This is a genomic window from Streptomyces sp. NPDC030799 (assembly GCF_055572255.1).
Genome location: NZ_JBVIDS010000012.1, coordinates 178,564 through 190,497, shown reverse-complemented (window position 1 = coordinate 190,497; position 11,934 = coordinate 178,564). Strand labels below are relative to the sequence as shown.

The 11,934-nt window shown below is 73.2% G+C and carries 14 protein-coding genes; 5 read left to right on the top strand and 9 right to left on the bottom strand.

The window, feature by feature from the left end; all coding sequences use genetic code 11:
• The first annotated feature begins 16 nt into the window (after positions 1 to 16).
• Complete coding sequence (locus ACZ41I_RS28755) at positions 17 to 397, top strand: hypothetical protein (protein ID WP_399774362.1); 381 nt, start codon at positions 17 to 19, stop codon at positions 395 to 397.
• Positions 394 to 672: a DUF4031 domain-containing protein gene (locus tag ACZ41I_RS28750; RefSeq protein WP_363213757.1), complete on the top strand. Its 279-nt coding sequence runs from the start codon at positions 394 to 396 to the stop codon at positions 670 to 672. The genes ACZ41I_RS28755 and ACZ41I_RS28750 overlap by 4 nt, the downstream gene beginning before the upstream one ends.
• An 18-nt stretch (positions 673 to 690) precedes the next feature.
• Here ACZ41I_RS28750 and ACZ41I_RS28745 read toward each other — a convergent pair whose 3' ends face one another.
• Positions 691 to 1,767: a GNAT family N-acetyltransferase gene (locus ACZ41I_RS28745; protein WP_399774358.1), complete on the bottom strand. Its 1,077-nt coding sequence runs from the start codon at positions 1,765 to 1,767 to the stop codon at positions 691 to 693.
• Positions 1,768 to 1,794: 27 nt separating this feature from the next.
• Positions 1,795 to 2,442, bottom strand: a complete 648-nt coding sequence (locus tag ACZ41I_RS28740; RefSeq protein ID WP_468515444.1) for an HD domain-containing protein — start codon at positions 2,440 to 2,442, stop codon at positions 1,795 to 1,797.
• A gap of 46 nt (positions 2,443 to 2,488) precedes the next feature.
• Between ACZ41I_RS28740 and ACZ41I_RS28735 the strand changes: the two genes are divergently transcribed.
• Both ACZ41I_RS28735 and ACZ41I_RS28730 read left to right on the top strand, forming a co-directional pair.
• Complete coding sequence (locus tag ACZ41I_RS28735) at positions 2,489 to 3,157, top strand: maleylpyruvate isomerase family mycothiol-dependent enzyme (RefSeq protein ID WP_468515443.1); 669 nt, start codon at positions 2,489 to 2,491, stop codon at positions 3,155 to 3,157.
• A 77-nt stretch (positions 3,158 to 3,234) separates the two neighbouring features.
• Positions 3,235 to 3,936: a copper homeostasis protein CutC gene (locus ACZ41I_RS28730; protein ID WP_468515442.1), complete on the top strand. Its 702-nt coding sequence runs from the start codon at positions 3,235 to 3,237 to the stop codon at positions 3,934 to 3,936.
• A gap of 12 nt (positions 3,937 to 3,948) precedes the next feature.
• Here the strand turns inward: ACZ41I_RS28730 and ACZ41I_RS28725 are convergent, their stop codons facing one another.
• The 7 genes from ACZ41I_RS28725 to ACZ41I_RS28695 all read right to left on the bottom strand — a co-directional run bounded on the left by ACZ41I_RS28725 (position 3,949) and on the right by ACZ41I_RS28695 (position 11,293).
• Positions 3,949 to 4,533 (bottom strand): hypothetical protein, encoded by a 585-nt coding sequence (locus ACZ41I_RS28725; protein ID WP_468515441.1) that lies wholly within the window; start codon positions 4,531 to 4,533, stop codon positions 3,949 to 3,951.
• A gap of 50 nt (positions 4,534 to 4,583) precedes the next feature.
• Positions 4,584 to 6,644, bottom strand: coding sequence for a HelD family protein (locus ACZ41I_RS28720; protein WP_468515440.1), 2,061 nt, complete (start codon positions 6,642 to 6,644; stop codon positions 4,584 to 4,586).
• A 120-nt stretch (positions 6,645 to 6,764) separates the two neighbouring features.
• Positions 6,765 to 8,603, bottom strand: a complete 1,839-nt coding sequence (locus ACZ41I_RS28715) for an ABC transporter ATP-binding protein (protein ID WP_468515439.1) — start codon at positions 8,601 to 8,603, stop codon at positions 6,765 to 6,767.
• Positions 8,600 to 9,025 carry a lasso peptide biosynthesis B2 protein gene (locus ACZ41I_RS28710; RefSeq protein ID WP_363213764.1) on the bottom strand — a complete coding sequence of 142 codons (426 nt, stop codon included), beginning with the start codon at positions 9,023 to 9,025 and terminating at the stop codon, positions 8,600 to 8,602. Before ACZ41I_RS28710 ends, ACZ41I_RS28715 begins: the two co-directional genes overlap by 4 nt.
• Complete coding sequence (locus ACZ41I_RS28705) at positions 9,022 to 9,276, bottom strand: lasso peptide biosynthesis PqqD family chaperone (RefSeq protein ID WP_399774341.1); 255 nt, start codon at positions 9,274 to 9,276, stop codon at positions 9,022 to 9,024. Before ACZ41I_RS28705 ends, ACZ41I_RS28710 begins: the two co-directional genes overlap by 4 nt.
• Before the next feature lie 23 nt (positions 9,277 to 9,299).
• Positions 9,300 to 11,147: a lasso peptide isopeptide bond-forming cyclase gene (locus ACZ41I_RS28700; RefSeq protein ID WP_468515438.1), complete on the bottom strand. Its 1,848-nt coding sequence runs from the start codon at positions 11,145 to 11,147 to the stop codon at positions 9,300 to 9,302.
• Positions 11,148 to 11,182: 35 nt separating this feature from the next.
• On the bottom strand, positions 11,183 to 11,293 hold the full coding sequence (locus tag ACZ41I_RS28695) for a keywimysin-related RiPP (protein ID WP_228624525.1): 111 nt from the start codon (positions 11,291 to 11,293) through the stop codon (positions 11,183 to 11,185).
• A gap of 448 nt (positions 11,294 to 11,741) precedes the next feature.
• On the opposite strand from ACZ41I_RS28695, the gene ACZ41I_RS28690 reads away from it, so the two are divergent.
• A complete protein-coding gene (locus ACZ41I_RS28690) occupies positions 11,742 to 11,924 on the top strand; it encodes a hypothetical protein (protein WP_363213767.1) in 183 nt (60 codons plus the stop codon).
• Positions 11,925 to 11,934: the final 10 nt, after the last annotated feature.

Genomic DNA, 11,934 nt, shown 5'->3' with positions numbered 1-11,934 from the left:
GCGCACAATGAGTTGTATGGAACCCAGTCCTCTTGAGCAGGCCCTGCATGCCGCGCGCGCCCTGGTGCTCGCCGACCTCGTCGCGGGCCAGGTGGCGGAGGCGGACGTGGTGTCGCTGGTCGAGGACTCCGTCGCGGAGCGGCGCTGGTGGGTCGAGCAGTGGCCGGACGGCGCCGCCTATGTCGCCGGGCTGGTCGCGCAGGACGTCCAGGACGCGCTGCTGGAGCGGTACGGCCGCTGGCCGCTGTGCCCGGTGTGCGGTTCCGGCGACCCGCACGCGCTGGACGTGGAGCCCGAGCTGGGCCCCGACCCGCACTGGGTGTGCACCAAGGCGGGCGTGAAGGTCGCGGCCGTGGGCTCGCTGGGTACGGCGACGGGCGGAATGACCTCGTCGTGACGCTGTACATCGACCCGCCCGCCTGGCCCGGACACGGCCGCATGTGGTCGCACCTGGTCAGCGATGTGTCGTACGACGAACTGCATCTGTTCGCCGAGCGGTTGGGCGTTCCCCGGCGGGCCTTCGAGCGCGATCACTACGACCTTCCGTCGCACCGGTACGCGGACGCGGTGGCCGCCGGAGCGGTGGAGGTCAGCAGCCGCGAGGTGGTGCGGCTGCTGACGGACTCGGGCCTGCGCCGGCGCAAGGGGCTCGTTCAGCGGCGCAGTCCGTAGACGGTCGAAGGGGCTCGTTCAGCGGCGCAGTTCGTAGGCCAGCTCCTCGCCCGTGTCGCCCTCCTCGCTCACCCGGACGAACCCGGCCCGGCCGACCACGGCCTGCGAGGCGGTGTTGCCCCGCTCGACGGTCGCGAAGAGAGAGCCGACGTCCGCACGGGCCAGCGCCCAGTCGGCCAGGGTGCGCAGCGCCTCCGTCGCGTATCCCTGGCCGCGGGCGCCCTCGACGAGGTCGTAGCCGATCTCCACCCGGCCGTCCTCGTCCGGGATGCCGTGGAAGCCGATGCCGCCGACCGCGCGGCCGTCCTCGTGCCGGACCAGTGCGAAGACCCCGAACTCCGGGCGGTGGACGCCGGCTTCGTACGCCTTCAGCAGGAAGGAGGCGGCCTCCCGGGTGCCCTCGTACGGCCCGCCGTCGAGCCAGGTGAAGCCACCGTCGCCGCCGAGCCGCAGATCATCGGCGGCGGCCGGGCGGACGCCGACCAGGGTGACGCGCTCGGCCGGGATGACGAGGTTGTTGTTCCAGCGCCACTCGGTGACCGGGGCGCGGCCGGGCAGCTCACCGCGACCGGTGGCCCACAGCAGGGTCGGCCAGGGCGCGGGGCCGGGCTGGACGTGCGGGAAGAGGCAGGCCAGGAGGGATGCGACGAGGTCGGCCGGCGGCTCGTAGCCGATCCCCAGCCCCTCGGCCATGTCGTGCGTGTGCAGCAGCGCCTCGGCGATGCCCATCGCGGCGAAGCCCTGCGCGTCGGCGCTGCGGAAGGGGTAGGGGTGGAAGGCGCGGACACCGGGCGGGGCGGTGCGGACGGCGGCGGCGAGCAGCGCGCCGGTCGTCTCGATCACGTGCAGCAGACCCGCGTTGTCCGTGCCCTCGTCCAGGGTCAACTCGAAGGGGACGTAGTCGTCCTGCGCGCGTCCGGCCAGGTTGGCGGCGTAGGCGATCAGATCGTCGGCGACATGGACCGCGGTGGCATGGCAGTCCCACTCCAGCCGCCCGGCCCGTACGGCACCCCAGTCCCGGTCGACCGCCTGGCGCAGAGCCGCCGTGCAGCCCGCCACGGCCTCGATCACATCATCCCCGTTTATCGGTCGCATGGGGCGAACCCTAGGGGGCGCCTTGCCTCAGGTCGACAGCATTTCCAGCTCGCCGGAGAGGTTGTAGCGGGCGGTGGCCTCCCAGTGCTCGCGGCCGTACGGGGTGCGGAACAGCGTCGGCAGATCGAGGAGTTGGCGGAGAACCGCCGTACGTCCCTGCCGGAAGGCGTCGTTCGGCACGAAGTGGTACTCCTCGCGAATCTCGGCGGTGTAGGCGGCGTACGCCGACGGAGGCGCGGCCAGGATCGCGAGGTCGGCGTCACAGAGCACCTGGCCGTCGCGGTCGTCGTCGGCCGGGTCGTGCGTGACGGTGAGCCGGACCAGCCGCGCCACCTCCGCGGCCCTGTGCTGCGGGACGCCGGCCTCGGGCAGGGCGCGTTCGGCGAGGCGGGCGGAGCGTTCCTCGTTCGTCGACCGCTCGGGCAGATAGACGGCGTCGTGGAACCAGGCGGCCAGGCGTACGACGTTCGGGTCGTCCGCGTATTTTTCGAGCACGTCGATGCGGTCGAGCACCGATGCCAGATGCTCGACGGTGTGGTACCGGCGCTGGGGCTCCTGCCAGCGGCGCAGCAGGGCATCGGCGTACCGGTACGGGTCCGGTGCGCAGGAGTCGTCGTCCCGTACCGCGAGCAGGGCGTGCAGCCAGCGGGAACGCAGATCGTCGAGATCGGCCATGCCGACATTCTCCCGCCGCGTGGTCCGGTGCACCTAGCGTGGCCCCATGACTGATCTACAGGAAGTACGGGACCCCGAACTCCCCGGCCGGCTGCTCGTTGCCGAGCGGGACGCCCTGATACCGCTGCTGCGTTCGCGGCCGGACGCGGACTTCGCGCTGCCGACCGCCGCGTGTCCGGGGTGGTCGGTGCGCGATGTGCTGGCGCACTGTTCGGCGGCGCTGATGCGGGTGGTGGAGGGCCGGTTCGAGAAGGGCGTGTTCTCGCCCGAGTCCAACGACCGGGACATCGCCGAGCGCGCGGAGTGGACCAACGCGCAGGTGGTGGACGAGCTGGAGCGCGGGATGACCGAGGCCGGACCGGTGATCGCCAAGGCGGGCGGGGTGCTGGACAGGATCGCGCTGGGGGAGTGGGTGCACGCCGGTGACGTCCGGGACGTCTTCGGTGAGCCGGGGGCGTACGCGGGGGCCGGACTGCCGGACGCGCTGATCCTGCTGGCCCGGATCACCCGGGAGAAGGAGCACCTGCCGCTGCACGCCGACCTCGACGACGTGGACGAACCGCTGCGGCTCGGGGCGGCGGTGGCGGCGGGGCCGCCCGCGCGGTACATCGGCGACGCGGCCACACTCGTACGGCTGTACGCGGGGCGGCCGGTGAACGGGGCGGCGTACGAGCTGGTGGGCGCGGCGGAGGGGGAGCTGAACATCTTCGGGTGAGCGGTGGCCCGGGCGGGTACGGAACCGGCGTAGTCTTGAATTGGACTAGACCTGTAGCCGCCGATGAATGGGGTGCCATGAGCAAGCGTGCAGTCCTGGAGGTGATCGCGCTCGACGTCGAGGACGCGGTCGCCGCCCAGGCCGGAGGCGCGGACCGCCTGGAGCTGGTCACCGACATGGCGGCCGACGGGCTCAGCCCCGCGCCCGCCACCGTCGCCCGGCTCCGGGCCGCCGTCGACATCGACCTGCGCGTCATGCTCCGCCTCGCGGACGGGTTCGCGGCCGGTGACGTGGACCGCCTGGTCCGGGTGGCCGGCGAGCTGCGCGAGGCCGGCGCCGACCAGTTCGTCCTCGGTTTCCTCGACGCGGACGGCGCGGTCGACCTGGCGGCCGTCGAGCGGGTGGTCCGCGCGCTGGACGGCTGCGCGTGGACCTTCCACCGGGCGATCGACCGGGCCGCCGACCGCGACGCCCTGCGCAAGCAGCTCGCCGACCTGCCCGGCCTCGACACCTACCTCACCGCGGGCGCCGCCGACGGCGTGGACGAGGGCCTGCCGACGCTGCTCGCCGAGGCGGAGCGGCGGGGCGAGCCGGGGTACGAGCAGCAGCTCCTGGTGGGCGGCGGCCTGCGCCTGGAGCACGTGCCGCGGCTGCGGGGTGCCGGTGTCCACGCCTTCCACATCGGTGGGGCGGCGCGGCCCTCCGGGTGGGAGGGGCCGGTTTCGCCAAAGGCCGTGGCCGAGTGGCGGCGGGTGCTGGACGCGGCCGACGCCGCCTGACCGGCGCCGGCGTCAGCCGGCCGCCATCCCGATGAGTACGAGCAGCACCAGCGATGCGAAGCCGATGAGCGGGACGAGACCCACCATTCCCATCGGGCGTCCGAACACCGGGCGGCCCGGGTCCAGTCCGGGGCCCTGGGGGGCGACCGGTGCGGGGAGCTTCCGGATCTTGGCCAGGGCGAAGAGGTTGATCAGCAGCGTGATGGGCGTGATGAACAACGACATCGGACCCCACCACCCCTGCGCCAGCGTGTCCGACTGCATCTTCCGGAAGACGGCGAGCGCGCAGGTGTGGCAGAAGGTGCCCTGCCGCCGCAGCTGCCGCATGACCACCAGCATGCCCTGGTGGCCGCGGACCGTCACCGGCGCCGCGGGCGACGCGCCGCACACCTCGCACCCGATACCCGGAGCGGGCGGGTACGCGCCGGGGGCTTGCTGGTAGGCAGCGGGGTGCTGCTGGTACGGGTTCTGCTGGTAGGGGCTCTGCTCGTACGGGTTCTGCTGGTACGGGCTTTGCTGGTGCGGGGCTTGCTGGTGCGGGGCTTGCTGGTACGGGTTCTGCTGGTACGCGGGCTGCGGAGGCGGTGGAGTGCTCAACGGGGGCCTTTCCGTGGGGACGTGACGGAGCCGCAGAGCACCTTAGGCCGTCAGGCCAACTGAGGCGGTACCGGGGCCGAGTGCGTCACGATCAGACCTGACACCGCACGCGTCAGCGCCACGTACAGGCGTCGCAGGCCGGTGCGTTCGTCCGGCTCGCCGTCCACCACCGCCTGGGGCTCGTCGAGGACCACGTAGTCGTACTCCAGGCCCTTGGCGAGGGATGCCGGGACCAGGGTGAGGCGGGTGTCGCGGGTGGTCTCCTCGCCGGGCGCGAGGTACGGGATCCCCGCCGCCGTCAGCGCCTCGGCCAGCACCGGGATCCGGGCGTCGGCGGCGATCAGGCCCGTCGAGCCCTCGTTGCTCAGCAACTCCTCGCAGGCGGCGACCACTTCGGATGTCTCCGTGGTGGTGCGGACCTCGAAGAAGCCCGGGTTCTCGCGGACCGACGCGACCGGGGTGAGGCCCGGTGAGATGTGCGGGAGGAGGCGGGAGGCGTAGGCGATGACGTCCGTGGGAACGCGGAAGCCCGCCGTCAGCTCTTCGATGACGCCCTCCTTCTTGCCGAGGTGGGCGAGGGCTTCGTCCCAGCTGCGGGTCGCCCAGGGGGTCGTACCCTGCGCCAGGTCGCCCAGCACCGTGGCGCTGCCCGTGGTGCAGCGGCGGCCGACGGCCCGGTACTGCATGGGGGAGAGGTCCTGCGCCTCGTCGAGGACCACGTGGCCGAGCGAGTGCGTGCGCTGGATCAGGTCCGCCGCCTCGTCGATCAGCACCGCGTCCGCCGACGACCACTTGGCCGACTTCGCACTGCGCACCGGCCTGGCCCACAGGATCGTCTTCTGCTCGTCCTCGTCCAGCACCCCGGCGGCGTGCTCGGCGAGGAACTCCGCGTCGGTCAGCAGCCGCAGGACCAGTTTCGCCGGGTCCACGGCCGGCCAGATCTCCTTCACGGCCGCCTTCACCGCGCTGTTGCGGGCGACGGCGTCCTGCACCCGGTCGTCCGGCGCCTCCCCGGACCGCTCCATCTGCACCAGCACCGCATGCGCGATCCGCTGCGGCAACGCCTCGCGCGCGGCGCCGTACCGGATGTCCCGCTGCAGCAACTCCCGGACGATGTCCTCCAGTTCGTACGCCGGCACCCGCCAGCGCCGCGAGCCGCGCACCACGACCACAGGCTCTGTGGGCAGGGTCACGTGGGAGTACAGGGCCCGGCGCAGCACCTCGGCCATCCGGGCGTCGCCCTTGACCACGGCCGCGGCCGCCTCGTCCGTGCCGCGCACCTCCACATGCGCGACCAGGTCGTCCACGGTGGCCTGTTGCACCTCCAGCTCGCCCAGGGCGGGGAGGACCTGCTCGATGTAGTGCAGGAAGGAGCGGTTCGGGCCGATGACCAGGGTGCCGGTGCGGGCGAGGCGCTCCCGGTGGGCGTAGAGGAGATAGGCGACCCGGTGCAGGCCGACGGCGGTCTTCCCGGTGCCGGGGCCGCCCTGGACGCAGACCGTGCCGGACAGACCGGAGCGGACGATCTCGTCCTGCTCGGGCTGGATGGTGGCGACGATGTCCCGCATGGGGCCGACGCGCGGCCGTTCGATCTCCTGCTGGAGCAGCTTGCTGGTGGTGGCGCCCCCCGACGGCTCAGCCGGGTCGGAGAGGTGCTCGTCCTCGTACGCGGTCAGGTCGCCGCCGGTGTAGCCGAAGCGGCGGCGCAGCCCGACGTCCATCGGGTCCTTCCTGGACGCCCGGTAGAACGGCTGCGAGACCGGGGCACGCCAGTCGATGACCATGGGGTCGCCGTCGGCGTCGTGGACGTGCCGCCGCCCGATGTAGAACTGCTCGCCCTCGGCGCCTTCGGCCTGCTCCGCGCCCGGTGCGTGCAGATAGTTCAGCCGGCCGAAGAACAGCGGGGTGTCGCTCAGGTCGGCCAGCGCCTTGATCCGCTCGTCGATCTGGCGGGACAGCACTTCGGCGTTGACCCAGTTCGCGGTGACGTCGCGGATGTCCAGCGCCTCGACGTCCTCGCGCATGGCACGCAGGGCGGAACGGGACGCGGCGAGGTGCGAGCGCTCTCGGGCGAGGGGGTCGTCGAGCGGGTCGTGGGCGGACGCGGACAAGGGGGTGCCTCCGGATCTGCTCGTTCATGACTGGGGCATGACTGAGCCGCCCGGTTTCCGTCCGGGCGGCGGCACTCCATGAAGGGAGGCGGGCAAGAGCGGAGATTCTAAGGGAGGCACTCAGGGCCGGGCCAATGAATTGTTTCCGGCCGCACCCGCCGGCCGGACCATCTGCGCCGCCGCCAGCCGCCGGTACACCGGACTGGCGGTGAGCAGTTCCTCATGACGCCCGCAGGCGGTGACCCGGCCCCCGTCCAGGACGACGATCCGGTCCGCGTGCTGAACGGTGGAGAGCCGGTGCGCGATGACGAGGACCGCGCACTCCCGGGTGATGTCCTTCAGGGCCGCGGTGAGCGCGGCCTCGTTGAGGGCGTCGAGGTGGGAGGTGGGTTCGTCGAGGAGCAGCAGCGTCGGGCGGGTGAGCAGGGCGCGGGCCAGGGCGACGCGCTGGCGCTCCCCGCCGGACAGGGTGGTGCCGTGTTCCCCGACGGCGCCGTGCAGTCCGCCGGGCAGCCGCTCGGCCACCTGCTCAAGGCGGGCCAGCCTGAGCGCTCGGCGCACCTCGTCCTCCGTGGCGTCCGGGCGGCCGTAGACGACGTTGTCGCGGAGCGTGCCGCGCACGACATGGCTGCTCTGGTCCACGATCGCGAGTCCGGCCCGGCTGGCGTCACGGCCGATGTCCGCGGCGGGGCACCCGTGGAAGCGGAGCCGGCCCGCGTCGGGTTCGTAGAACCGGGCGATCAGTGCGAACACGGTGCTCTTGCCCGCCCCGGAGAGTCCGACCAGAGCGACCTGCCGGCGCTGCGGCACCGTGAAGGAGACCCCGCGCAGCACGGGCCGCCCGGGGCGGTAGGCGAAGTGGACGTCCTCCAGTTCGAGGGCCGGTACGTGCGCGGGTGCCCGCCGGACGGGAAGGACCGCCGGGCCGGCGGGCTCGACGGGCAGCTGCAGGGTCTGTTCGATGCGCAGGTGGGCGCCCATGCCGCGCTGGATCAGACCGGCCGCGCGGAACACCGAGGACAGGGGGACGACGAGGTAGGAGGCATACAGCAGGAACGCGACCAGGTCGCCCACGGAGTGACCGCGGCCGTGTGCGCGCAGGCCTCCGACGACGAGGACCAGCAGGAAGGAGCCCTGGACGGCGAGTTCTACGGCCGAGCTCATGACCGCGGCGTACTTCGCGGTACGCACCCCGGCGGCGCAGGCCTCGTCGACGCGGGCGCCGATGCGGGCCGCCTCCCGCTGCTCGGCGCGGTACACCCGGACCATCGACAGCGCGCCCAGGGCGCGTTCCAGGTCGGCGGCCAGGGCGCCGACGGACGACTGCAGGTGCTCCGAAGCGGTGCGGATGCCCCGGAGCAGCAGGGCGACCACGGCCGCCGCGGTCGCCACGGTCGCCGTGACGAGCACCAGCAGCAGCGGGTCCAGCCACGCCATCAGGGCCAGCGCGCCGACGGCGACCACGGCCCCGGTGACCAGGTCCACCAGCGCCTGGGCGACCACCTCGCGCAGCAGGGTGGAGTCGGCGGTCACCCGTGCGATCAGGTCACCGCGGCGCTGTTCGTCGTACTCCCGCATCTCCAGCCGCAGCAGCCGCCCCACCAGGGTGTGGCGCAGCCTCCGTACGACGCCTTCGCCCGTCCGTTCCAGCAGGAACCGGCCGGCGGAGCCGGTGGCGGCCTCGGCGGCGAACAGGGCGGTGAGCAGCAGCAGCGGCGGCCACAGGGGCTGCTGCCCGCCGCTCGCGTCCACCACCCGCTTGGCCAGCAGCGGCTGGGCGAGCCCCAGCGCGGACGCGACGAGGGTCAGTGCGGTGGCCAGGGCGATCGCACCGCGGTGGCGTGCGGTGAGCCGGTAGACGGCGCGGATCGCGGCACGCGTGGACCGGTCGGTGTGCTCGGTGTGCTGGGTGTGCTCTGTGCGCTCGCCGGTCCCCGCGCCGGTGTCGCTCGTCGTCATCGGGGCACCGGGCCGACGGCCATCAGACGGGCGAAGTACCCGTCGGGTGCGTCCTCGCCCACCGGCCGGCCGTCGGCCTCGATCCAGGCGTGCGCGGTGAACGGCGGTACGACGCGGACGCCCGTGCACCAGGTCGGCCAGGTGCCGCCGAGACGGCACAGCAGGGCGGCCCCGAGGGAGCGGGGCAGACAGCCCTTGGGCCCGGCACAGCGCAGGCTCACCGCGCACACGGCGTCGCGGGCCTGCAGGGCCTGTGCCGCGGTCGCGGGGGCCGCGCCGCGGCGCAGCAGGCCGAGGACCGCGCGGATGCGGCGTGGTGGCAGCAGCGAGAGGACGACGGCGGGTACGAGGACCGCGCGGGCGGCGAGCCGGCGGCCGAGGGGTACCCCGTACGGCCGCTCCAGGGCACTGGGCGTGGTCATTCGGCCAGCCCGTCGGCGCGCAGCTGCTCCACCAGGGCGGTGACGTCGGCCCGTGCACGGTCGGGGTCGACGTCGAACGCCCCCATGACCGCCGCCGTCGCGGCCGCTTCGTCACCACCCGCCATGAGCGTGTCGACCACCAGGGTCGCGGTGGGGTTCAGCTCCCAGTACTCGCCCGAGCGCTGGTCCAGGAGCACGGTGCCGTAGTCGGTCTTCGCGGTGCAGATGTCGGCACCGAACCGCAATGCCATGACGGCTCTCCTTCGTCTGTCGGTCACTTCGGTACGTCGTGCCGCGCCCGGTCGAGCGTCCGCAGCCACACCTCGACCGAGATGGTCGAGTACAGGACGGCCTCCCGCAGCTGCTTGGTGGCGGGGCGCTCGGCGAGGCGGCGCAGCATCGCGCCGTCCACCAGCCCCAGCCGTTCCAGCCGGGAGTCGTCCCACAGCGCCCTGAGGTCACCGCGGTGCTCGCGCAGCCCGTCGGCCGCATCCATGGCCGCGGTGGCCTTGTTGCTCCGGCGCAGGCACTCCTCGGGCACGATGCCGCGCATGGCCGTGGTCAGGAGCGGCTTGTACCGCCAGGGCGAGACGCGTTCGTCGGGACGGACGGCGAGGGCGGCCTCGATGACCCGGTCGTCGAGGAACGGCGAGGCCATGGGCAGTCCGCAGCGGGCCGCCATGTGGTCCCACTGCCGGATGATGCGGGTGCAGTTGCGGATCTGTTCCAGGTCGGCGTGGAGTCCCCGGTCGGGGTGCAGCGGCCGGGTCTGCCGGGCGGCCGTGGACAGCGCCGTACGGGCCAGCTGCTCCGCCTCGGGGGTCACCCACTCGAACAGGCGCGGGCTCATGCCCCAGCCGAGGCTGGTGGTGACCGTCGGGGACAGCGGTTCGCGCAGGTGGTGCGCGGAGTCCGCGAGCCACCTGCCGTACGGCCGGGAGTCGGCCAGGGCGCCCAGCATGGGGCCCAGCGGCCACTGCCACAGCGCCTTGAAGCCGCGCAGCTGCCGCAGCGCGAACAGCGGTCGGCGCCGCGCCAGCCGGTGGTAGTACGCCTCGGAGCACCAGGCGATGTGGTCGCCGCCGATGCCCGTCAGATGCACCCGGCTGCCCCGCTCGGCCATGGCGGGCAGGTGGTGCAGGACCCGCGCACGGTCCATGACGCCGATGGTGGGCTCGTCCAGGACGTCGTCGATGGCGAGCAGCCCGTCGTAGACGAGGGGGGAGGCCTCGGCGTCCCAGATGACGTGCTCGACGTCCGGCAGGGCGGCGGCGGCCCGCTTCGCCCAGTGCAGGTCGGTGTCGGCAGGGTCGCGTCCGGGCCAGGTGGAGGCGACGACACGGGCCGGTGAGCGGTCGGCGAGGAAGCAGAGGGAGGTGGAGTCGAGGCCGCCGGACAGGTCGCAGCTGACCGTGCCGCCGTGCCGGGTGCGGGCGCGGACGGCGTCGGCGAGGGCCTCGCGGACCAGGGGGGCGCCCGTGCGCAGCGGGACGACCGGTTCCGGGGGCGTCCACCAGCGGGTGTGGCGTGCGCCGTGTCCGTCCGGCGCGAGGACCAGCGCCTCGTGCGGGGCGACGGCGGTGATCCGGGGCCACAGCGGTTCGTCGAGCAGGGGGTGCGGTACGGGCCAGAGCAGTCGTACGGCCAGGCGTTCCGGCGCGGGTTCTTCGCCCAGTGCGGCGGCCAGGACGTCCGCCCGGGTCGCGGCCACCCGGGTGCCGTGCACCGGGGCGTGGAAGACCAGCCGGAGACCGGAGGCCGTGCCCTGCACCCGGATCCGTCCGTCGAGGGCGGCGACGAGGTGGCAGCTGCCGGGCAGCGAACGGGCCCAGGCGTCCAGGGCGGCGAGGTCGCGCAGGGAGCGGGCGACCCGTTCCAGTTCCGTGCCGTCGACGGGGACGCAGCCGACGAGGGCGAGGGCGGCGGGGCCGACACGGGCGCTGACGATCTCCTGGTCGTGCCAGTGGCCCAGGAGCCAGGGCCGGCCCGAGGGGTGATCGAGGCTGCGGGTGCCGGGGCGGGCGAAGGAGCGGGCCACGGCGGCCGCGTCCGCGCGGTCGGCGAAGACCGCGAAGTGCGCGTCGCCGTGGCCCGTCCCCGCACTTGTGTGCAGATCAGTCATGACGTCAGGTCAGAGACCTTCGCTCGTCGCCCTGTTCAGTTCTTGCTCAGGATGAGCCGGTCGTTGCCGTGCCGCTGCAGGAGTCCGGTCTCCTTGCGGAAGGAACCGAGCCGGACGAGCGTCGGTGCTTCGTAGGCCTTCTTCATGACGTGCTTCTCCTTACGGGTTGTCCCTCCGCCCCCCGAGGGCGGCCTGCCATCAGCTAGCCGGGGAGCGGGACGGTCCGACAAGATGAAAGGGAATAGTCGGATTGTCTGCATTTCCGGTCCATTCAGGGTTTGTTCGAGCGCTGGACGGAAACCTGTCCGGCGGCTGCCCGCGCTTGAGCAGGTGCCGGTGGCGTGTGCCGGAGGAACGTTTCCAGGTGGACCGGAGCGTGGCGGAGACGCCCGGACCGGAACGGGTGCGGGAGGGGTCCCCGAGGTGTGCGCGCGGGCGCACTCCGGTCCGGGCCGTGATTCCGGATGCGGACCCCTAGGGGGCGAAACCGCCCGGCGTAGGGGGAGCGCTCCATCCAGGGGCGTACGCGAAGAACGGGCAGATTGGCTCTGTGGACCGATGCCGATCACGCCGTGCGAGAGCGACCATGAGGGCATGAGCGCAGCAACCATCCATCCAGTCCCTGTCCGCCCGCCGACCGGCGCCACAGCCGTCGACGGCCCGCATCACCACCTGCTCGGCAACGCCCTGCGCGCCATCAAGGTGTTCGCCGAGGCCGCGTTCGGCGTGGTCATCCTCGGCGAGTACGGCGAGGAAGCGGGCATACGCCACAAGTAACCGCATAGGG